This is a genomic window from Micromonospora sp. AKA38 (assembly GCF_027925725.1).
In the GTDB taxonomy this organism is placed as follows: Bacteria; Actinomycetota; Actinomycetes; order Mycobacteriales; family Micromonosporaceae; genus Micromonospora.
In genome coordinates, this window is the sequence record NZ_BNEI01000001.1 from 310003 (window position 1) to 331868 (window position 21866).

Below are 21866 nucleotides of genomic sequence, written 5' to 3' on the forward strand. Positions count from 1 at the left end.
ACGCCGGAGCCCCCGACACCCGGGTGGGGTGACGGGGGCTCCGGCGGTGTCGGGTCGGTCAGAGCGCCGACTCGATGAGCTTGAGCAGCTCGCCCTTCGGCTTGGCGCCGGCGATCGACTGCACCGGCTCGCCGTTCTTGAAGATGGTCAGCGTCGGCACGGACATCACCCGGTAGGCGCGGGCCGTCTCGGGGTTCTCGTCGATGTTGAGCTTGACGATGGTGACCTGGTCACTCATCTCGCCCGCGATCTCCTCCAGGAGCGGCGAGACCTTGCGGCACGGACTGCACCACTCCGCCCAGAAGTCGACCAGGACCGGCTTGTCGGACTTCAGCACGTCGCTCGCGAAGCTCGCGTCCGTGACCGCCTTGGTTGCTCCCACTATGAACCCCTTCTCCCTTTGGTGAAATTCTCAGCCCTGCAGGGTGGCGATGAACCGCTCGGCGTCCAGCGCGGCCGCACATCCGGTGCCGGCCGCCGTGATGGCCTGCCGGTAGGTGTGGTCGACCACGTCGCCGGCGGCGAACACGCCCGGCACGTTGGTGCGGGTGCTCGGCGCCTGCACCTTCACGTAACCCTCGTCGTCCAGCTCCACCTGGTCGCGGAACAGCTCGCTGCGCGGGTCGTGGCCGATCGCCACGAACACGCCGGTGACGTCGAGCACCTTGGTCTGGCCGGTGTGCACGTCGCGCACCCGTACGCCGCTGACCTTGCCGTCCTCGCCGAGGATCTCCTCGACCGTGGTGTTCCACTCCACCTTGATCTTCTCGTTGCCCAGCGCCCGCTCCGCCATGATCTTGCTGGCCCGGAACGAGTCGCGACGGTGGATGATCGTCACCGACTCGGCGAAGCGGGTGAGGAAGCTCGCCTCCTCCATGGCCGAGTCGCCGCCGCCGACCACCACGATGTGCTGGTTACGGAAGAAGAAGCCGTCACAGGTGGCGCAGGACGACACGCCGTGGCCGAGGTATTCCTGCTCGCCCGGCACGCCCAGCGGTCGCCACGCCGAACCCGTGGAGAGGATGACGGCGCGGGCCCGGTAGGCGGTCTCGCCCACCCAGACCGTGCTCACCGCGTCCGAGCCGATCTCGCCGGTGTCCTTCAGCTCGACCCGGGTCACGTCGTCGGTGAGGAACTCCGCGCCGAACCGCTCGGCCTGCTTGCGCATGTTGTCCATCAGCTCGGGGCCGAGGATCCCGTCGGCGAAACCGGGGAAGTTCTCCACCTCGGTGGTGGTCATCAGCGCGCCACCGGACTGCACGCCCTCGATCACCAGCGGCTTGAGGTTGGCGCGCGCGGCGTAGACCGCCGCGGTGTAGCCGGCCGGCCCGGAGCCGATGATGATCAGGTTGCGGACCTCGTCCACTGCCGTCTCCCGATGTGTGTGTTCGTCACCGGTACGCACCGATGTCGATCCGAGTGCCGACCGCGCGGAGGCGCCGGCGCCTGACTTCCAGAACGTCATCGTACGAAGCGGGGATTCCCGAGCCGGTCATCTGGTGGGTCACGTCACGTGGCGGGACAGGACCCCTGACCGCGGTTTCACCCTACCCGCGTGCGGAACCGGGTGTCTGCGCCGGACCCGGGTACGCCGCATTCCGGCCCGCTCACCCAGCCCCAGCGGGCGCCGCCCGCGTCCGAGAACGTCACCACCAGCGCCGGACTGCCCTGGAACCGGGCGTAGTCGACCATCTCGACGGTGAGCGGCACCGCGCCGTGTTCGGCGCCGATCGCGGTCAGGCAGGCGGCCAGTGCCTCCGGGCGGGCGAGCCGGTCCAACCCGCCGACGGCGCCGAGGCGGTACTTGTCGGTGGCCAGGGGGGTCTCCCGGCCGCTGTCCGTCGCGCCCGACGGCCCGGCCATGTCCGGTCGGGCCGACATCGCCTTGGCGTCCCGGCCGAGGAGTTCCGGGGTCCAGTCCGTGCCGCTGCGTACGGCCGGCCCGGTGGTCCGGTACGGCGCGCCCGCCGCCGGCGCCGCCTCCCCGGCCGGTCGCCCGACGGTGCTGCTGTCCCCACCCGTGTCCGCCAGCCGGCCGACGCCGAGACTGACCGCGGCGACCGAGGCGGCGGCCAGCGCCACCGGCCCGGCGACCCGGGCCCAGCGCCGGGACCGTCGCCCCGGCCCGGTGTGCCGGTCGGGACGGGCGACCGTGCCGGGTGGGCGGGTCGTCCGGCCGGGCTGCGCCGGCACGGTGACCGGCGTCGCATCCCGACCGGCGTGTTCGGGCACGTGGTCGGCGGTCGGGGCGGGACCGGCGCCGGCGAGCGCGGCCGTGATCCGGTCGGAGACCGCCACCGGCAGCTCCGGCGCGGACGACGACGCCCAGTCGGCCAGGTCGGCGTGCACCAGGTCGAGCGCGCCGGCCAGGGCCGCGTACGCCGCGCGCCAGGCCGGGTCCTGCTCGACCAGCCGGGCCACGGTGGCCTGCTCGGGGGTGCCGTCCAGCGCCCCGCCGAGGTAGTCGGCGAGGAGGTCGTGGTCGACCTCGCTGAACTCCCGCGAACTCACGGCTCCTCCTGGCTGGCGTCCGGCCGGGTGAGTCCCGACGAGGATCCGACGCCCTCGGGCCGCCGGCGGTTCCCTGCGGTGACCCGCGGCACGTGCACGGCGTCGTCGGCACCGGTGCGCAGGTGCCCCAGCAGCACGGCGAGCCGCGCCCGACCCCGGGCGCACCGGCTCTTCACCGTCCCCTCGGCGACGTCGAGAATCCGGGCCACCTCGGCCACCGGGTAGCCCTGCACGTCCACCAGGACCAGCGCGGCCCGCTGCTCCGCCGGCAGGGCCGCGAGCGCCTGCCGGACCACCAGCGCGGTGTCGTGGTCGGGGGCGGGCGCGGCCGGTTCGACGCCGCCGGTGTGGCGTCCCGGATCCCCGTCGGTGTGCACCCCGTCGGGCAGCGGGACGGTGGCGTGGGTCTGGCGTCGCCGCATCCGGTCCAGGCACGCGTTCACCACGATCCGGTGCAGCCAGGTGGTGACCGCCGAGTCGCCCCGGAAACGGGCCGCGGCGCGGTGCGCCGACAGCATCGCGTCCTGGAGCGCGTCGGCCGCCTCCTCGCGGTCCCCGATGGTCCGCAGCGCCACCGCCCAGAGGCGGTCGCGGTGCCGGTGGAACAGCTCGGTGAAGGCGTCCCGGTCACCCGCGACGTGGGCCCGGAGCAGCTCCAGGTCGGAGCCGGCCGGCGGGCCGTCACCGGTCGCCGACCAGCGGCTCACGAGCCCTGGACCGTGATCTCCTGGACCCCGATCTTCCAGCCGCTGCCGTCGTCCTTCTTCGGCAGCTCGGTGATCCAGAAGAGGAGGTACTGGTACTTCTGGGCGGGGTCGAACCCGTTGAACGTCATCTTGGTGCCGTCGTGGTCCTCGAACGGCTGCCCGATCACGGTGGGGTACGCCGCGACGAGGTCCTTGTCGCCCTTGGAGGTGGAGGGGAACTCACCGTTGGTGCCGGCGCGCAGCTCGGCCGAGGCGCCGGTGGACGAGAGCGTGGCCTGGAGCGACTTGACCGTGTGCGGGGCACCCAGGTCGATCCAGACGCCCATGCCCTTCTTCAGGCCGCCGAACTTGCCGTTGTTCCGGTAGGTCTGGGTCTCCCAGCCCTCGTCGTCGCTGCCGTCGATGACCTTCTCGGCGTTCCGCACCTCGGCGCGGTCCCCGCTCTCCGGGTCGATGATCCGGACGTCGGAGACGGTGAGCTTGCGGACCGGCGCGGCCGCCTCGGTGCTGCCGCCCGTGGCGGGGGCGCTGTTGGTGGGCTGGGCCACCGGCTCCTTGGCGTCGTCGTCACCGCCCCCGAGCACGCTGATCCCGACGAGCAGACCGACCAGCGCCACCACCAGCAGGCCGGCGATGCCCAGGGCGACCTTGCGCCCGCCGGCCGCGGCCAGCGGGGACGACGGCTCCTCGCCGGGGTCGGCGGTGAAGCGCAGCGGGCCGGCCTGCTCCAGGAACTGCTCGTCGGCCGGGATGTCGAGCCGGCTCAGCTCGGCGGACAGCACGTCCGACGAGGGCGGGGCGATCTCCGGGTCGAGCAGGTCCATGGTGAGGTCGTCGAGGTACGCCGGCACCCCGGCGCGGACCTGCCGGGGCGCGGCGATGCTGCCGCTGGCGTCCCGGACGGCGTCCGGCAGGGCGGCCCGGCCGTGCCCGGCGGTGGCGCCGTGCAGCGGGGCCTCACCGTGCGGCCAGTGCCCGGTCAGCGCGAAGTAGAGCACCCCGCCGACGGCCCGCAGGTCGTTCTCCTGGCTGTCCGCCCCGTCGGTGCGCGCGTCGGCCAGCACCACCCGGCCGTCGTCGCTGATCATCACGGTGCCGGGGTGGAGGTTGCCGTGCACCATGCCGGTGGCGTGCACCGCGGCCAGGGCGCTGGCGACGGCGTTGCCGATCGCGGTCGCGCGGGCCGGATCCAGCGGCCCGTCGGCGGCGACCAGCTCCCGCAGCGACTGGCCGTCCACCCACTCGCGGACCACGTAGGCCCGGTCGTCCTCGTCGATGGCGTCGTAGACGCCGACCAGGTTGGGGTGGATGACCCGGCTGGCCGCGACCGCGGCCTGGAGCATCTCGGTGGCGGAGTCGCCGCCGGGGTAGCGGAGGACCACCGCGACGGGCCGGCGCAGCACCACGTCGACCCCGCGCCAGACCAGCCGCCCGGCACTGTCGTTGTTGATGTGCTCGACCAGTTCGTAGCGCTCGGCGAGGAGCTCACCGACCGTGGGAGCACCGAGGGTCACGACCGCGGGAGAACTTTCCTCCGCTTCCTGACCCTCGCCGACCTGGGTCACCCGTCCTCCCTCGGTGATCGTGTCGATCGATGGACCCGTGCTGCTGGGCATGTGGCTTCCCGCTCTGGCTTCGGTGGAACCGGCACGGTCGGCGTCGACGCCCACGTCGACGCCGGACGTACCCGTCGAGAGCGACCTTACCCGGGATGCCCGGTTCTCCGACATGTCATCTTCCCGCTGCGGCGGGCGGGAAGCCAGTCGCAGCGAACACGCACCGCCAATCTAGAGGTTGACGGCAAGTGATCGGCGCAGGGGCGTCCCGGTGTGGCGTGCCGGTGCTTTCCCCGTCCCGGCCTGGGCACCCTCGTCCGTACGGTTGGTTGTCCACAGGCCGAGAGGCCCACTGGACGGCGGAATCCCGAGTTATCCACAGCCGTATCCCCAGCCTGGTGATCCTCGTTCACCGTCGGTCACGGGTGGGCGCTCAGCGCCCGAGCCGCCGGCGCACCATGCCGACCACCTCGGTGATCTCCCCGATCCGCAGCAGCATGGCCAGCCCGAGGTACGTGCCGCCGATCGCCGCGCCGCCGACCACCAGCTGGACCGCGGCGGCGAACCAGCTCAGCTTCGCCGGGTCGCCCGGGAGCACCGCGAGCACGAGCAGCCCGACCAGCGCGGCGCCGAGCGCGGCCACCACGACCCGGCCGAGCGTGCGCATGATCCGGCCCAACCCGATCCGCCCCACCCGGGGGCGCAGCAGCATCGCCGAGATGATGGCCGCGGCCAGGTACGACACCGCGTTGCCGAGCATCATCCCGGCCGCCGCGAACGTGTTCGAGAAGATCAGGAAGAGGCCGACCTGGAGCAGCACCCGCAGGACCACCACCGGAATGTTGATCAGTGCCGGGGTGCGCGTGTCGGGCAGCGCGTAGAACGCGAACGTGAAGAGCTGGCTGACCGCGAACGGCACCAGGCCGAGCGCCGCGACCAGCAGCACGGTCGAGGTGGCCACCGCGTTGTCGCCGGTGAACGCGCCGTAGCGGAACACCACCACGGAGATCGGCGCGGCCAGCACCGCGTAGCAGACCGCGATCGGGGCCAGCACCGCGGTGACCATCCGGGTGCCCCGGGACAGGTCGGCGGTGACGTCGCCGAACCGGCTCTCGGCGGCGGCGGCGCTCATCCGGGGCATCAGCGCGGTGATGATCGAGACCGCGATGATGCCGTGCGCCATCATCAGCAGCAGGAAGACGTTGTTGTAGATCAGCAGACCGGCGTTGTTGCCGCCGGCGGCGCGGGTGAGCAGGTTGACCACCACGAAGAGACCGAGCTGGTTGACCCCGACGTAGCAGAACATCCAGCCACCGAGCCGGGCCAGCTCGGCGAGGCCGAGCGCCCGGAAGTCGAACCGCCACCGCCACCGGAAGCCCACCTTGCGCAACGCCGGCAGCAGGCCGGCGGTCTGGACCGCGACACCGAGCAGCGTGCCGCCGCCGATTAGTAGGATCCGTTCCCAGCTCATCTCGCCGGGCTGGACGATGTTGGCGCCGAAGACCGCGATGTAGAGCGCGCAGACGCCGATGACCACCAGATTGTTGAGGATGGGCGCCCACATCGGCGCGGCGAAGTGCCCGCGGGTGTTCAGCACCGCGGCGATCAGCGCGCTCACGCCGGTGAAGAACAGCATCGGCAACATCAGGTACGACAGGCTGGTGACCAGCCCGCGGTAGTCGGCGTCCTTGCCACCGGCGTAGATGGCGGTCAGCACCGGCGCCGCGACCAGGGCGAGCAGCACGGTGGCGGCCAGCGCCAGCACCGCGAGCGTGAGCAGCCGCTGGGAGTACGCCTCGCCCCGGTCCGGGTCGGACTTGCGCCGCCGGACCAGCACCGGGATCAGCACGCTGGTGAGCACGCCGCCGAGCAGGAACTCGTACACCTGGTTCGGCAGGAAGATCGCGGTGGTGAACGCGTCACCGACCAGCGCGCCGCCCAGCGCCGCGCCGATCATCAGATTGCGGATGAAGCCGGTGCCGCGGCTGACCAGGCTGCCGATCGCCATCACCGCGCTGTTCGCCGCGGCGCTGGTCTCGGCGACCACCTCCTGCGGTGGCGCCACCGACTCGACGCCCGGCTGGTTCAGCGGCTCCGCCGAGATGAAGGTCGCGCCGTCGTCCGGCGGCAGGCCGCCGCCGTGCGCGTTCGCGCTGCGGTAGAGCCCGCCGCCGCTCATCTCACAGCCTCCCAGGGGGATGTCGGAACCGGGCCCGACGGCCCCGCACCACCGGAACCTTAGTCAACCTCGCCCGGTTACCCACGCCCGGCGCGGTCGATCCACCCTCGGCCCGCTAGGCTGGCGATCCCATGTCCGAAGCCTCCGCCTCCGCCGCCGATCGCCGTGAGCTGACCGCCGCGCAGCGCAACGCCGTCGCCGAGCTGCTCCGCGTGTCCCCGGTCGCCGACGAGCTGGGTCGGCGCTTCGCCCGTGCCGGTCACGAACTGCACCTGGTGGGCGGATCGGTCCGGGACGCGCTGCTCGGCCGGCTCGGCAACGACCTCGACTTCTGCACCGACGCCCACCCGGACGAGACCGTCAAGGTCATCCGGGGCTGGGCCGAGTCGATCTGGGAGACCGGACGCGAGTTCGGCACCATCGCCTGCCAGCGCGACGGGCTCACCCTGGAGATCACCACCTTCCGGGCCGAGGTCTACGACCAGGTGAGCCGCAACCCGGTGGTGCAGTACGGCACCAGCCTGGCCGAGGACCTGAAGCGTCGCGACTTCACCGTCAACGCGATGGCGGTGAGCCTCCCGGACCACCGGTTCACCGACCCGTACGGCGGCCTGGCCGACCTCGGCGCCAAGGTCATCCGTACCCCCGGCACGCCGCAGGAGTCGTTCCGTGACGACCCGCTGCGGATGCTGCGCGCGGCCCGGTTCGCCGCCCAGCTCCGCTTCGCCGTCCACCCCGACGTCCGGGACGCGATGACCCGGATGGCGGCCGACCTCGACCGGATCACCGCCGAGCGGATCCGGGACGAGTTCACCAAGCTGCTGTGCGCGGCCGACCCGGTGACCGGGCTGCGCCTGCTTGTCGACACCGGCCTGGCCGAGCGCTTCCTGCCGGAGCTGACCGGCCTCAAGCTCACCATCGACGAGCACGCCCAGCACAAGGACGTCTACGAGCACACGCTCACCGTGGTGCTGAACGCCATGTCGATGGAGTCCGAGGGCTGCGACTTCGTGCTGCGGATGGCCGCGCTGATGCACGACGTCGGCAAGCCGGGCACCAAGGCGGTCGGCCCGGACGGCCGGGTCAGCTTCCACCACCACGAGGTGGTCGGGGCCCGGCTCACCAAGGCCCGGATGAAGGCGCTGCGCTACCCCAAGGACGTCACCTCCCAGGTGGTCAAGCTGGTCGGGCTGCACCTGCGCTTCTACGGGTACGGCCGGGGCGAGTGGACCGACTCGGCGGTCCGCCGGTACGTCACCGACGCCGGTGACCTGCTGTCCCGGCTGCACAAGCTGACCCGTTCCGACTGCACCACCCGCAACCGGCGCAAGGCGGCCCAGCTCGCGGCCGACTACGACGCGTTGGAGGAGCGGATCGCCCGCATCGCCGCCGAGGAGGACCTGGCCCGGGTCCGGCCCGACCTGGACGGCAACGCGATCATGGAGCTGCTCGGCGTGCCGCCGGGCCCGGTGGTCGGCCGCGCCTGGGCGCACCTCAAGGAGCTGCGCCTGGAGCGTGGCCCGCTGGACCGGGACGAGGCCGAGGCGGAACTGCTGCGCTGGGCCCGTGGCGAGGGCATCGTCGGCTGATCCGCCGGCTGGGAAAAGAGCAGCACTCGGCCTTTGGCTGGTGGCCGCGAGAACTTCGGCGCTGTGGAACACCCTCTTGTGAGGCATCGCGTCGAGACGTTACGGTCATCGGCATCCGTCACTACACGGGGTGGTCGACGCGACGGAAGCTTTTAACACCCGATGTGTCGGTGGCCGTACTGTCGGCACTTTGACTGCCACCCCGAACGGCGGTTTCGCCACGCTTGAATCGGTTCCGTTCTCGAACGGAAATTGACACGGGGAGTAATGGGTGAGAAAAGTCCTGCGGTTAGGCCTGACGGCGGCTGTGATGACCACTCTGGCCGTGGCACCACCGGGGCCGGTGCACGCGGCGGAGACCATGCCGATCGTCGACACCGAAGACTATGCCTACCCGGGTGCTGCCGCCGTGCAGCAGGAGTTTGGGATCACGGTGTCACGGGGTGATGGCAACATCCGCATTGTCGCTCGCCACGCAGTGGACGACGACGAGCAGTGCCGTGCGGATCAGATTCAGGTCGAGCAACTGTTGGCCGAACCGCCCTACGGCTACTACTACTGCTTCGACGTGAAGGCCACAACGGGCTACGTGACCTTGCGGATCGGGGGCACTTTCGGTGTTCGCGCAGGTGGCCAGGCATTGGTGGCCACTGCCGCCCTGCCGGACGGGACGAACAAGGACTACGCCGTCGACCCGGGGCTTGGCGTGGCCATCAACCCGGGCGATGGCAATACCCTTCCGGCCAACACGCTGCTCGAACTTCGGCTCAGCGGAGCTGCCGCACCGCCGGTGAGCGCTCCGTCGAGCTATCCCTTCGTAGCGAAGGTGAGAATACCTTCCGGTAGCTCGAACTACGGATTCCGCGAATGCAGCGGAACCCTGGTGGATGCTTACTGGGTTTTGACCGCCTATGACTGCGTGCATTATGTTTCCACTGATCCACCGCGACCCGGCCCGCCGCCGCCGACGCAGGTGATCCTCAACCGCGCCAACGTCGACGGAACAGGCGGCTTCGAGACCACCGTCAGCCAGACCGTCTCCAACGGCACCCTCCGACTGGCCCTGCTCCGGCTCGCCGCGCCAGCGACCGGCGTGGTGCCGGCGGTCCTGACCAGCCAGGCTCCGCAGGTCGGCGAGGAGTTGGTGGCGACCGGCTACGGACGAACGGCTACCGAGTGGGTCAGCCGCCAGTTGAACACCGGCGCCTACACGGTGTCGAGCATCGACACGGACACGATGATCATGAACCGGGCGTCCGACAATCCGGTCAGCACCTGCAAGGGTGACCTGGGTGGTCCGACTCTGCGCTCGACCGGTGGGACGAGCCAGGTGGTGGGCGTGCACTTCCGAAGCTGGATGAGTGGCTGCGTGGGCAGCACCGCCACGGGTTCCGACGTGACCGAAGTGCGCGTCGACACCGCTGCGGCGTGGATCCGTGGCGTCATCTCGCCGATCGCGCTACGAGCCCGGATCAACGCGAAGTACGTGACGATGGGGGGATCCACCACTGCCCCGCTGATCGCCAACCGCACCGCGGTCGACATCTGGGAGAAGTTCGACCAGATCGATGTGGGTGGCGGCTATGTCGCGCTCTACTCCCGCCACGTCAAGCGGTATGTGTCGTCACCCGTCGCCGGCGGCACGTCACCCCTCGTCGCCAGCGCGACGACGATCGGCGCATGGGAGAAGTTCAAGGTGATCACGAACAGCGACGGCACGACCAGCCTGCTTGCCAACGCCAACGGCAACTACGTCAGCGCCGACTCGGCCGGTGCCAAGCCGCTGATCGCCAACCGGACGGCAATCGGTGCCTGGGAGGTCTTCGACCGGGTCACGTCCACCTACTGAACGCCTCGTACGGGCGGGATGCCGAGATCTCGGCATCCCGCCCGTACGCCTCAGTGACTCTGCTCGACCGCCGTACCGTCCACCGGCCGGTCGCCGTTGCGGGAGGACCCCAGCCGGGCGAGCAGCCCGGCCAGGTCGATGCCGGTCAGGTCGCTTCCGAGCTGGAGGCCCTGGGCGACGTTGCCGGCCACCGACTTGGTCAGCGACGAGGCGCCGTCGGTGGAGATGACGGTCATCTTGTCGATCGCGCCGATCGGGGCGCTCGCCGCTCCGACCACCTCGGGCAGCACCTTGACCAGCAGGTCCAGCACCGCCGCCTCGCCGTACGCGGCGAACGCCTCGGCCTTGCGGGCCATCGCGTCGGCCTCCGCCTGTCCCTTGGCCAGGATGGCCGCCGCCTCGGCCTGGCCCTCCCGCTCGACCGCCTCGGCGATCGCGGACCGCCGGCGCTGCTCCGCCTCACCTTCCTTGGCGCCCTCGATCGCGTTCGCCTCGGCCAGCGCGGCGCGGCGGGCCCGCTCACCCTCACCGGTGAGCCGGGACTGCTCGGCGATGGCCTGGGCGGCGGCGATGGTGGCCTGCCGCTCGGCGTCGGCGCGCAGCACCGCCGCGTTGCGGGCCGCCTCGGCCTCCTGTTCCACCTTGTACCGCTGCGCGTCGGCCGGCTTGCGGACCTCGGTGTCGAGCTGGCGCTGCTTCAGCTCGGCATTGCGCTCGGCCACCTTCTGCTGCTCGGAGAGGATCGCCTGGTCCCGCTCGGCCTGGGCGAGCGGCCCGGCCGCGGCCGACTTCGCCTTCGCCGCGTCGATCTCGGCCTGGATGCCGGCCTGCTTGAGCGACAGGTTCCGGTTCGCCTCGGCGATCGCCTCCTCGGCGAGCAGCCGCTCCTGCTCGGCGGCCTGCCGGGCGCGGGCCTCGGCGATGGCGGCGTCCTTGAGTACCCGGGCGGCCTCGGGCCGGCCCAGGTCGGCCAGGTAGGACCCCTCGGCCAGGATGTCCTGGAGCTGGAACGTGTCCAGCACCAGGCCCTGGTTGGTCATCGAGTGCTCGGCCTCCTCGGCCACCGCGCTGGCGAACGCGGCCCGGTCCCGGATGACCTCCTCGACGGTGAGCCGGCCGACGATCGAGCGCAGCGCACCGGCCAGCACCTCACGGGTGAAGTTGTCGATCTCGTCCTGCTGGTGCAGGAAGCGCTGGGCGGCGGCCCGGATGGCGTCCTCGGTGCCGCCGACCTTGACGATCGCGACGCCGTGCAGGTCGGCGCGGATGCCCTGCTTGCTCACCGCGCCCCGGATGCCGACGTCGATGCGCCGGCTGGACAGGTCGAGCGACTGGAGCTTCTGCACCACCGGCAGCACGAACACCGAGGCGCCGAGCACGACCTTCTGCCCGGACATGTCGGTGGACCGGATGCCGTCGGCGGTCTGGGTGGTGCGGCCCTTGCGGCCGGTGACGATGAACGCCTCGTTGGGCCCGGCCACCTTGATCCGGGAGAGCACGAAGAAGACGAGCAGGACGGCGAGGAGGACCGCGCCGCCGATGGCGACGAGCAGGGGCATGGGGGTTCCCGTCTGTGCGGAGGGATCAGTAGGTCTCGACGTGCACGCTGGTCTCGCTGAGCGCTTCGACCACGAAGATCCGGGCGCCGACCGGGATCGGCCGGTCGGACCGGGCGTTGAGTTTGACCGGCTGGCCGGCGAGGCGGACCCGCACCTCGCCGTAGCCGTCGCTGGGGATCGGGGTCACCACCAGACCGATCGCGCCGGCCAGGTGGTCCCGGGTGGGGGTCGGATCGGTGCGCATGTCGCGGGCCGCGCGGCTCAACCGGGCCGCCAGCCAGCCGGTGGGCACGGCGGCGAGCGCGCCGCCGGCCACCGCCGCCGCGATCATGCCGGGGGTACGCGCCCCGAGCATCTCGTTGACGATCGCGCCGCCGAACCCGAACGCGCCGATGAACCCGGCGACCGCCTCCAGCGACACCGGCCCGTCGACGTCCGGGTGACCGAGGTGCAGCACTCCCGAGCCGAGCAGGGCCAGCGTCAGCACGCCGACGCCCACTCCGCCGATGATCAGGAAAATGAGCGTCCCCGTGGCCACGACCTGCACGGTATCGACAGGGTGCAAGGTCCACAGGCGCTCAGTACGGCGCGATCGTCACCGCCAGGTCGACAAGTTGCTTCGGCAGCGGCTGACGGACCAGTTCCCGGCCGGTACGGTCGGCGAGCACGAAGTCCCCGGCGCCGAACGGCCGGCGGTAGAGCAACCGGTCGCCGGTGACCCAGGCGACGTCGGCGCTGGGCAGCGGGTTCACCACCCGGCCGGTCGCGGTCTCCACCAGCAGCGGCTCCTGATGCCCCTGGACGACCACCAACGTGCCGTCCGGCGACCAGGCGTCCGGGCCTACCGGCCCGCCCGGCAGCTCGACCAGTCGGGTGGGCCGGCCGTCGTCGACCGACAGGAGTTGCACCCCCTTGGCGAGGTCCCGGGGCCACGACTCCGACTTCTGCCTGCTCAACGTCAACGCGACCGACCGGCCGTCCGGCATCCAGGTGAATTCGCACCGGTCGGCGCAGGGCCAGCCGAGCCGTCCCACCGGATGGGTCTTCTTCTGCCCGTTCAGATCCAGCACGATGAAACCGAAGTGGTCGACCTGGCGGGTGGTGAACAGCAGCCGCCGTCCGTCCGGGGACCAGTTCGGCGTGGAGAGCGCCCGGCCCACCTCGTACCAGCGGGTCTTTCCGGTGGCCAGATCGAACAGGCCGACGTCCCGGGGACGGCCGTCGTCGCGGACCGCGACGAGGGAGCCGGTCGGCGCCGGAAAGATGCCGTCGTACTTGTCGGTGGCGAAGTAGCGCCCGCGCCCGCGGTCGAGCAGGAACCCGCTGCCGGAGCCGCCCACCACCTGGGCCCGGGTGACCACCCACTCACCGGGCAGCACCAGTGGCCGGTCCGCCCAGTTCGCGCCGGGTTCGGCCCGGAGCGCCGGCGAGGGGGTGACGGTGACCGGTGGGGTCGTGGGCGGCGGGGCGGAACGGGGACGCAACAACACGAACGGCAGCGTCACCGCCACCACCGCGACCAGCGCGGCGGCGGTCGCGGCGACCCGTCGGCGGCGACGCAGCCGACGGCCCCGCCCGAGCGCCCGCAGCGCCAGTTCCGGCGCGGGCGCGACGCCGTCGGCCAGATCGCGTACGGCCGTCCGGAGCGTCTCCTCCAGCGACGTGCTCATCGGGTCACCTCCGCCCGGGTGGTCAGTTCGTCGAGGGCCGGCACCAGTTGCCGCAGCCGAGCCAGTGCCTTGGCGCTCTGGCTGGCCACCGTGCCCGGCCGGCAGCCGAGCAGCGCGGCCGTCTGCTCGACGCTCAGGTCCTCCAGGTAGCGCAGCGTCAGCACCGCGCGCTGCCGGGGTGGCAGCGCCCGGAGCGCGTCCCGCAGCAGCATCCGCAGGTCACTGTCGTCCCCGACCGCCGGCCGCTCCGGCACGTCCGCCACCGGCACCTCCGCGCGCCGCGCCCGCCGCCGCCAGCCGGAGAACTGGTCGTGGTAGAGGATCCGTTTCACGTACGGCTCCGCGTCGCCGCGGATCCGGGGCCACCGGGCGTACGCCTTGGCCAGCGCGTTCTGGAGCAGGTCCTCGGCCGCGTGCTGGTTGCCGGCGAGCGCGTACGCGACCCGCAGCAGGACCGGCCCCCGTTCGTTGACGAACGCGGTGAACTCCCCGTCGACCTCCGCCACCGTCCACCTCCGTGTCTCAGACGCCCGGGGTGGGGGAAACTTTGCCCGCCGCGCGACAATGGGTGGCATGCGCTGGACCGTGCTCGACTCGCCGATCGGGGAGTTCTCCGTCGGCACCGACGCCGACGCCGTACGCGGCGCGCACTTCGGCCGGGTGGCGTCGGCGTCCGACGAACCCGGCGACGACCTGGCCCGGCGGGCGGTGGCCGAGTTACGGGCCTACTTCGCCGGCGAGCTGACCGAGTTCGGCGTGCCGGTGTCGGCGCCGCGCGGCTCGGAGTTCGAGCGCGCGGTCTGGCGGGAGATGACCGGCATCCCCTACGGCGAGACGACCACCTACGGCGAGGTGGCCCGCGCGCTCGGTGACCCGGGCGCGGCCCGGGCGGTGGGAGTGGCGTGCAACCGCAACCCGGTGCCGGTGATCGTGCCCTGTCACCGGATCGTCGGCGCGGGCGGCAAGCTGGTCGGCTTCGGCGGCGGGCTGCCGCGCAAGGTGACGCTGCTGGAGCTGGAGGCGGGCGTCGCGCTGCGCCGCGCCTGGTCCTGACGTTCGCGCCCGCCCGACCGGCCGGCCCGAACACGGAGGGCCGGGTCCCGAACGGACCCGGCCCTCGCGAATGTGCTGAGGTCAGCGCGTCAGCGCTCGATCTCGCCCTTGATGAAGGACTCGACGGCGGCGTGCGCGTCGTGGTCGGCGTACTGCTGCGGCGGGGACTTCATGAAGTACGAGGAGGCGGAGAGGATCGGGCCACCGATCTTCCGGTCCAGCGCGATCTTCGCGGCGCGGACGGCGTCGATGATGACGCCGGCCGAGTTCGGCGAGTCCCACACCTCGAGCTTCAGCTCCGCGTTGAGCGGGGTGTCGCCGAAGGAGCGGCCCTCCAGGCGGATGTACGCCCACTTGCGGTCGTCCAGCCACGGCACGTGGTCGGACGGGCCGATGTGCACGTCGCTCTTCTGCATCTCGTGCGGGATCTGGGAGGTCACCGACTGGGTCTTCGAGATCTTCTTCGAGACCAGGCGGTTGCGCTCCAGCATGTTCATGAAGTCCATGTTGCCGCCGAAATTGAGCTGGTACGTGCGCAGCAGCTCGACCCCGCGGTCCTCGAACAGCTTCGCCAGCGCGCGGTGCACGATGGTGGCGCCGACCTGGCTCTTGATGTCGTCACCGACGATCGGCAGGCCCGCGTCCTCGAACTTCTTGGCCCACTCCGGGTCGGAGGCGATGAAGACCGGGAGGGCGTTGACGAACGCGCAACCGGCGTCGATCGCGGCCTGGGCGTAGAACTTGTCGGCCTGCTCGGAGCCCACCGGCAGGTAGGAGACCACCACGTCGACCTGCGCGTCGCGCAGCGCCTGGGCCACGTCGACCGGCGTGGCGTCCGACTCCTCGACGATCTCGCGGTAGTACTGGCCCAGGCCGTCGAAGGTCGGGCCGCGCTGCACGCTGACGCCGGTCGGCGGCACGTCGCAGAGCTTGATCGTGTTGTTCTCGCTGGCGACGATCGCCTCCGCGAGGTCCATGCCCACCTTCTTGGCGTCCACGTCGAACGCCGCGACAAACTCCACGTCCGAGACGTGGTAGTCGCCGAAGGTGACGTGCATGAGACCCGGGACGCGGTCGTTCGGGTCGGCGTTCCGGTAGTACTCCACGCCCTGTACGAGGGACGAGGCGCAGTTACCCACACCGACGATGGCGACGCGGACGGAGCCCATAGCGTCTGCCTCCTTCTTTTTCATCACGGCCGCTCTGTCCTGGACTTTCCAGGCGTGGGCGGGCTGTCGTTGTCTCCTCGGCCGCCGACCGTCCGGGAATCCGGGGCGGTCGGGGCCCGGCCGGAGCGCTCGTTGGCGATGAGCTCCTCCAGCCAGCGGACCTCGCGCTCGCAGGCGTCGAGCCCGTGGCGCTGCAGTTCCAGGGTGTACGCGTCGAGGCGCTCGGCTGCCCGGCCGAGCACGTCACGAAGACCTTCGCGGCGTTCCTCGATCTTGCGACGGCGACCTTCCAGGATCCGGAGCCGGGTGGCCTGGTCGGTCCGGGCGAAGAACGCGAAGTGCACGCCGAAGCCCGTGTCGTCGTACGTCTCGGGTCCAGCCTGCGCTATGAGCTGGGCGAAGCGTTCCTTGCCCTCCGCGGTAATGGTGTAGACCACCCGACCGCGTCGGCTGGTCAGCGCGGGAACCTCCTCGGCGGTCGCGGGTGTCTCGGCGGCTTCGGTGATCCACCCCGCCGCCTGCAGCCGTCGCAGGGTCGGGTAGAGCGAGCCGTAGCTGATCGCCGCCCGGATGGCGCCGAGCTTGGCGGTCAACTCCTTGCGCAGCTCGTAGCCGTGCATCGGCGCCTCCTGCAGGAGGCCCAGGATGGCGAACTCGAGCACGGGCGCCATCCCTTCTTTCCCCCTGGGTGGAGGCTTAACCGCCGCGATGTATCGGGCCGATACATCGCACGGTAGCCGAGACCGGTGGCCAGGGCAAACCTCTGGTTACGCGACGCGATCCTCACTGATCGTGACCATGGTCGCCTCGGTTCGTCGGAGCGCGTACCCTTTGCCGCATGCGTACGCAGCGCCAGGTCGTCGACTACTCGCTCCAGAAGCGAGCGGTGCTGCGTGAACTCCTCGCCGGGCGGATCGGCACGTACGACGTCTGCGACGCCTCGCCGTACCTGAAGAACGCCGCCCGTTTCCACGGCGAGCCGACCGATCACCGCTGCCCCATCTGCCGCAGCGAGAACCTCACCCACGTCCACTACATTTACGGTGACGAACTCAAGCAGTCGGCGGGTCAGGCGCGTACCCGGGCCGAGTTGCCCGTGCTGGCCATGACGCTGCGTGAGTTCCAGGTGTTCGTGGTGGAGGTCTGCCCCGGCTGTGACTGGAACCACCTCGTCGAGCAGTTCCTGCTCGGCCGGGACGGTCTCGCGGGCGAGGCGACGGATGCGACCGCGTCGGCCGCGGCCGACGGCTCCACCGCCCGGCGAAGGCGAGAGGCGCAACGGTGAACTCGGCTGTCCCGACCACTGCCGGCCCGTTACCCGGGCGGCACGCGCGACAGCCGGTAAGCGTAATTGGTCCGATTAGGTCGGATTTGACGGACACGGGCCGGCACGGCGGGCCGGTAATCTTCCGTGTTCCAGCTCACGGCAACCCGGTGGTGGCGCCCCCGCGCCCCACCGCGACCGGCAGGGTGTGAGGAATGAACTACGGCGATTCCAGTTCTTCGCGTGGGCGGGCCCAGATCCCGGGCCCGAACGGCGACCCCGGCTCCGAGCGGAGTTCGCGCGGGAACGGTTGGTCCGGCGCCCCCGAGGGTGGCGCCTCGGCGCGTGCCTCGGTCACCCCGGGCGGTGTCGGCGGCCGGGCCCCGGTCGGCGGCGTCGCCCCGGTGCCCCGTGGGGCCTCGGGCTCGGCCTCGGTCGGACGCGCCGGCGCGGGACGCGCCTCGGTGCCGGTCTCGCCGGCACCCGGTGTCGCCGGGCGCGCGGGCGCGGGTCGGGCGTCCGTCCCGGTCTCCCCGGCCGGACCGGCCGGGCGTGCCTCGGTCGGCGCGGCGAGCGTGGGCGGCGCCGGGCGGGCGAGCGTCGGCGCGGCACCCGTCGGCGGCCGTGCCGCGGTGGCCCGGGCCGGGGTGCCCGGCTTCAGCGGCGGCCCCGGCGGCCCGGGTGGCCCGGGTGGTCCGACCGGCCCCGGTCGCGCCGGCCGCGGTGGGGATCCGGGCCGGGCGAAGAAGCGGCGCCGGCTCAACATGCTGATCGCCGGCTTCGCCGTGTTCATCATGCTCGCCGGCATCGGCGTGGTCAGCTTCACCTGGTACTCCACCAAGGTGGTGCTCCCGGAGGACACCATCCCGCCGCTGTCGACCACCATCTACGACTCCACCGGCAAGACCCCCATCGCCCGGATCGGCGACCAGAACCGGCAGCTGGTCACCATCGACCAGATCCCGGAGCACGTCCAGCACGCGGTCGCGGCGGCGGAGGACCGCAACTTCTACCGTCACTCCGGCGTGGACTACAAGGGCATCGCGCGGGCCGCCTGGAACAACATCAGCGGCGGCGACAAGCAGGGCGCCTCGACGATCACCCAGCAGTACGCCCGCAACGCGTTCGACAACCTGAACCAGGACACGTACGGCCGCAAGGTGAAGGAGGCGGTCCTCGCCTCCAAGCTGAACGACCGCTACGACAAGCGGACGATCATGCAGCACTACCTGAACGTCATCTACTTCGGCCGGGGCGCGTACGGCATCCAGTCGGCGGCACGGACGTACTTCAACAAGGACGTCAACAAGCTGACCGTGGCCGAGGCGGCGGTGCTCGCCGCGCTGATCAAGCAGCCCGAGCCGAGTTCCACGCACCAGGGCTACGACCCGGCGATCAACCCGCAGGCCGCGCTGGACCGGTGGAACTACGTCATCAACGGCATGATCACCGAGAAGTGGCTGGACGCGCCGAACATGCCGCAGCACCCCACCGAATACCCGAAGGACATCGCGAAGCCGACGAAGAACAGCGCCGGCGGCTTCGGCATCGACACGCCGTACGGCAACGTCGTCAACTACGTCTCGCAGGAACTGCGCGAGATGAACCTCTGCACCGACAACGAGGCCGAGGCGACCGACGCGAAGCCGCTCTGCTCGAAGGCGCTGAGCCGTGGTGGCTACAAGATCACCACGACCATCAACGCCAAGATGCAGGAGGCGGCGCTCGACGCCGCCCAGCGGGCCAAGAAGGGCTCCGCGCTCGCCGGGCAGCCGTCGAACCTGATGGCCGCCATGGTGTCCGTCGAGCCGAAGACCGGCCGGGTGCTCGCCTACTACGGCGGTGACAACGGCACCGGCACCGACTACGCCGGCAAGAACATCGAGAACGGCGTGGTCAGCGGCGGCCACTCACCGGGTTCGAGTTTCAAGATCTACACGCTGGCGGCGGCGCTGAAGGAGGGCATCTCCATCAAGTCCCGCTGGAAGGGCTCCGCGTTCACGCCGAAGGACACGAAGTTCAAGGTCAGCAACGCCGGTGCCGACCGGGTCAAGTGTGGCGACTCCTGCACGCTGGAGCTGTCCACGCTCAAGTCGCTGAACGTGCCGTTCTACTACATCACCGAGAAGATCGGCCCGGACAAGGTCCTCGACATGGCCAAGCAGGCCGGCGTCACCACCATGTGGCAGACCGACACCAACCCGGCCAAGCCGCACGACCTGACCAAGGCCGACCCGAAGGACCTCGCGCCGAATCCGTTCTTCCACGTGATCGGCTACGGCCAGTACCCGATCACGGTGCTCGACCACGCCAACGGCGTTGCCACCTTCGCCAACGAGGGCGTCTACAACAAGGCGCACTTCATCCGGAAGGTCGAGAAGCAGAACCCGAACACCGGCAAGTGGGACACGGTCGGCGGCGAGAAGCTCAAGCCGCAGCGGCGGATCGACAAGGACATCGCCGCCGACGTCACCTCCGTGCTGGAGCAGTACCCGGGCCAGGTGAACCGCCGGCTCGACGACGGCCGCAAGGCCGCCGAGAAGACCGGCACCTGGGAACTCGGCGACGGCAGCACCCGCAACGGCGACGCCTGGATGATCGGCTACACGCCGCAGCTCGCCACCGCCGTCTGGGTCGGCAACAAGGGCGCCCGCAAGGCGATCAAGTACAAGGACGGCGCGGACATCAGCGGCGCCAAGATGCCCGGCGAGATCTTCCAGCGCTTCATGAACGACGCGCTCAAGGGCAAGGACAAGGAAGACTTCCCGCCGGCCGCGAACGTCGGCAAGGACGACGTCGGCAACGGCGAGATGCCCGCACCCCCGCCGCCGGCCCCGAACGAGCCCGGCGGGCCGGCCTGTGACCCGCTCGGCCTGTTCTGCCCCGGCGGCAACAACCCCGGCGGCGGCAACCCGGGTGGTGGCAACCCGGGCGGCGGCGGCAACCCCGGCGGCGGCGACCAGGGCGGCGGTAACCCCGGCGGCGGCCTCCCCGGTGGCGGCGGGCGAGGCGGCGGAGTGCTGCCCAGCACCCCACCCAACCGCCAGACCAACTGACGCGCACCACCCGACGGCGGCGGCCGGACCCGAGCGGTCCGGCCGCCGCCGCGTTTCGCGTACCGGAATTTCTGCGCGCGCGGCGGGACGGACGGCCCCGACGTACGGCAGGATGCCTCTCCATGAGGACCGAGTCGACCGCAGGCATCGATGAACCCGGCACGTCCGGGGAGCAGACGCCCCGGCCCGGAGCGACCGAGGACCACCCGTCCCGCTCGGACTGGTTCGTCCGCGGCACGTCCGGCCTGATCGGCGGACCGCTCGGTGACCACGCCGCCGCCCTGGACCGGCCGGCCGGCCGCGACAGCCGGTTCTGGAGCGCGGCGCGGATCGTGCTGGCCCTGATCTGCCTCACACTCGCGCTGCACTGGGTGCAGAAGTCCCCCTGTCAGGACGGCGCCTGGCAGAACAACGTCCAGTACACCCGGATGTGCTACACCGACGTGCTGGCGCTCTACTACGCCGAGGGTCTCAACGAGGGCAAGGTGCCCTACGCCGACCACCCGGTGGAGTACCCGGTGCTGACCGGCTACTTCATGGGCGCGCTCGGCCTCCCGGTGCACGCCCTCGGCGTGGACAACCCCGCCATCAACCAGGGGCAGTGGTTCTACAACCTCAACGCGCTGGTGCTCGGCGCGCTCGCGGTCGCCACCGTCGCGGTCATCCTCAGCCTGCGCCGCCGACGACCCTGGGACGCGGCGCTGTTCGCCCTCTCGCCGGCGCTGGTGCTCACCGCCACCGTCAACTGGGACCTGCTCGCCGTCGGCCTCGCCGCGTTCGGGCTGCTGGCCTGGGCGCGCAGCCGACCCGACCGCTACGGCATGCTGATGCCCGCGCTGGCGGGCCTGCTGCTCGGGCTCGGCGGCGCGGCGAAGATGTGGCCGCTGTTCCTGCTCGGCCCGATCCTGATCCTCACGCTGCGCGCCGGCCGGCTGCTCGCCGGGCTCGTCGCCACGGCCACCGCGCTGGTGACGCTGGTCGCGGTCAACCTTCCGGTGGCGATCCCCTACCGGGAGAGCTGGGGACGGTTCTTCGACCTGAACACCACCCGTCCCATCGACTGGGGCACGCTCTGGTACATCGGCCGCTACCTGGACGGCCGGATCAGCCCGTCCGCGCCCGGCGAACTCGGCCCGTTCGAATGGCTCAACGCGAACATCCCCACCCTGAACTGGGTGTCGTACCTGCTGTTCGGGCTGGCCTGCCTCGGCGTGGCCGCGCTCGCCCTGCTCGCCCCGCGCCGGCCCCGGCTCGCGCAGGTCGCGTTCCTGGTGGTGGCCGCCTTCCTGATCTTCAGCAAGGTCTGGTCGCAGCAGTTCGTGCTCTGGCTGCTGCCGCTCGCGGTGCTCGCCCGGCCCCGGTGGGGCGCGTTCCTGGCCTGGCAGTTCGCCGAGGTCTGCTACTTCGTCGCGTTCTACGGCGAACTGCTCGGCACCGCCACCTCCCGGCCGGTCTTCCCGGAGGGCGTGTTCGTGCTGGCCTCCAGCCTCCGCCTGATCACCGTGGCGGTGCTCTGCGGTTTCGTCATCCGGGACATCGTGCGGCCCGATCAGGACGCGGTGCGGCAGACCTACGCCGACGACCCCGACGGCGGGGTGCTCGACGGCGCGCCGGACGCGCCCTGGCACCAGCGCTGGCGCGCACGCTCCGGCGCCACCGACCTACCCGCCGAACCCGTGCCCGCCTGAGACCCGGCGGCAGAGG

18 protein-coding genes are annotated in these 21866 nt (G+C 71.4%); 6 read left to right on the top strand and 12 right to left on the bottom strand.

What is annotated here, in order from left to right; genetic code table 11:
* Positions 1 to 58: 58 nt before the first annotated feature.
* From trxA to murJ, 6 genes are all read right to left on the bottom strand, one after another.
* A complete protein-coding gene (gene trxA, locus TPA0908_RS01510) occupies positions 59 to 382 on the bottom strand; it encodes a thioredoxin (protein WP_281933936.1) in 324 nt (107 codons plus the stop codon).
* 30 nt (positions 383 to 412) lie between these two features.
* The gene (gene trxB, locus TPA0908_RS01515) at positions 413 to 1366 is read right to left on the bottom strand and encodes a thioredoxin-disulfide reductase (RefSeq protein WP_281933938.1); all 954 of its coding nucleotides are present in this window, start codon (positions 1364 to 1366) and stop codon (positions 413 to 415) included.
* 176 nt (positions 1367 to 1542) lie between these two features.
* Positions 1543 to 2511: a hypothetical protein gene (locus tag TPA0908_RS01520; RefSeq protein WP_281933940.1), complete on the bottom strand. Its 969-nt coding sequence runs from the start codon at positions 2509 to 2511 to the stop codon at positions 1543 to 1545.
* Complete coding sequence (gene sigM, locus TPA0908_RS01525) at positions 2508 to 3218, bottom strand: RNA polymerase sigma factor SigM (protein WP_281933942.1); 711 nt, start codon at positions 3216 to 3218, stop codon at positions 2508 to 2510. Before sigM ends, TPA0908_RS01520 begins: the two co-directional genes overlap by 4 nt.
* A complete protein-coding gene (locus TPA0908_RS01530; RefSeq protein ID WP_281933944.1) occupies positions 3215 to 4834 on the bottom strand; it encodes a protein kinase family protein in 1620 nt (539 codons plus the stop codon). Before TPA0908_RS01530 ends, sigM begins: the two co-directional genes overlap by 4 nt.
* Before the next feature lie 373 nt (positions 4835 to 5207).
* Positions 5208 to 6953, bottom strand: coding sequence for a murein biosynthesis integral membrane protein MurJ (murJ, locus tag TPA0908_RS01535; protein ID WP_281933945.1), 1746 nt, complete (start codon positions 6951 to 6953; stop codon positions 5208 to 5210).
* 131 nt (positions 6954 to 7084) lie between these two features.
* Here murJ and TPA0908_RS01540 point away from each other — a divergent pair, with 131 nt between their 5' ends.
* Positions 7085 to 8542 carry a CCA tRNA nucleotidyltransferase gene (locus tag TPA0908_RS01540; protein WP_281933946.1) on the top strand — a complete coding sequence of 486 codons (1458 nt, stop codon included), beginning with the start codon at positions 7085 to 7087 and terminating at the stop codon, positions 8540 to 8542.
* Positions 8543 to 8813: 271 nt separating this feature from the next.
* A complete protein-coding gene (locus TPA0908_RS01545; RefSeq protein WP_281933947.1) occupies positions 8814 to 10391 on the top strand; it encodes a trypsin-like serine protease in 1578 nt (525 codons plus the stop codon).
* A 50-nt stretch (positions 10392 to 10441) separates the two neighbouring features.
* Here the strand turns inward: TPA0908_RS01545 and TPA0908_RS01550 are convergent, their stop codons facing one another.
* From TPA0908_RS01550 to TPA0908_RS01565, 4 genes are read right to left on the bottom strand one after another with little or no spacing between them, the layout of a single operon-like run.
* The gene (locus TPA0908_RS01550; RefSeq protein WP_281933949.1) at positions 10442 to 11950 is read right to left on the bottom strand and encodes a flotillin family protein; all 1509 of its coding nucleotides are present in this window, start codon (positions 11948 to 11950) and stop codon (positions 10442 to 10444) included.
* A 25-nt stretch (positions 11951 to 11975) separates the two neighbouring features.
* Positions 11976 to 12497, bottom strand: a complete 522-nt coding sequence (locus TPA0908_RS01555; protein ID WP_281933951.1) for an NfeD family protein — start codon at positions 12495 to 12497, stop codon at positions 11976 to 11978.
* A gap of 31 nt (positions 12498 to 12528) precedes the next feature.
* Complete coding sequence (locus tag TPA0908_RS01560; protein WP_281933953.1) at positions 12529 to 13620, bottom strand: TolB-like translocation protein; 1092 nt, start codon at positions 13618 to 13620, stop codon at positions 12529 to 12531.
* Positions 13617 to 14126, bottom strand: coding sequence for a SigE family RNA polymerase sigma factor (locus tag TPA0908_RS01565; RefSeq protein ID WP_281933955.1), 510 nt, complete (start codon positions 14124 to 14126; stop codon positions 13617 to 13619). Before TPA0908_RS01565 ends, TPA0908_RS01560 begins: the two co-directional genes overlap by 4 nt.
* 67 nt (positions 14127 to 14193) lie before the next feature.
* Here TPA0908_RS01565 and TPA0908_RS01570 point away from each other — a divergent pair, with 67 nt between their 5' ends.
* Positions 14194 to 14673, top strand: coding sequence for a methylated-DNA--[protein]-cysteine S-methyltransferase (locus tag TPA0908_RS01570; protein ID WP_281933957.1), 480 nt, complete (start codon positions 14194 to 14196; stop codon positions 14671 to 14673).
* An 89-nt stretch (positions 14674 to 14762) separates the two neighbouring features.
* Here the strand turns inward: TPA0908_RS01570 and TPA0908_RS01575 are convergent, their stop codons facing one another.
* Together TPA0908_RS01575 and TPA0908_RS01580 are read right to left on the bottom strand one after the other, a co-directional pair.
* On the bottom strand, positions 14763 to 15842 hold the full coding sequence (locus TPA0908_RS01575) for an inositol-3-phosphate synthase (protein WP_107162010.1): 1080 nt from the start codon (positions 15840 to 15842) through the stop codon (positions 14763 to 14765).
* A gap of 23 nt (positions 15843 to 15865) precedes the next feature.
* Positions 15866 to 16504 carry a PadR family transcriptional regulator gene (locus TPA0908_RS01580; protein WP_281934636.1) on the bottom strand — a complete coding sequence of 213 codons (639 nt, stop codon included), beginning with the start codon at positions 16502 to 16504 and terminating at the stop codon, positions 15866 to 15868.
* 176 nt (positions 16505 to 16680) lie between these two features.
* Between TPA0908_RS01580 and TPA0908_RS01585 the strand changes: the two genes are divergently transcribed.
* The 3 genes from TPA0908_RS01585 (at position 16681) to TPA0908_RS01595 (ending at position 21850) form a co-directional block, all read left to right on the top strand.
* Positions 16681 to 17127 (top strand): DUF5318 domain-containing protein, encoded by a 447-nt coding sequence (locus TPA0908_RS01585; RefSeq protein WP_107162012.1) that lies wholly within the window; start codon positions 16681 to 16683, stop codon positions 17125 to 17127.
* Positions 17128 to 17321: 194 nt separating this feature from the next.
* Positions 17322 to 20162, top strand: coding sequence for a transglycosylase domain-containing protein (locus tag TPA0908_RS01590; protein WP_281933961.1), 2841 nt, complete (start codon positions 17322 to 17324; stop codon positions 20160 to 20162).
* A 122-nt stretch (positions 20163 to 20284) separates the two neighbouring features.
* Positions 20285 to 21850 carry a glycosyltransferase family 87 protein gene (locus TPA0908_RS01595; protein ID WP_281933963.1) on the top strand — a complete coding sequence of 522 codons (1566 nt, stop codon included), beginning with the start codon at positions 20285 to 20287 and terminating at the stop codon, positions 21848 to 21850.
* Positions 21851 to 21866: the final 16 nt, after the last annotated feature.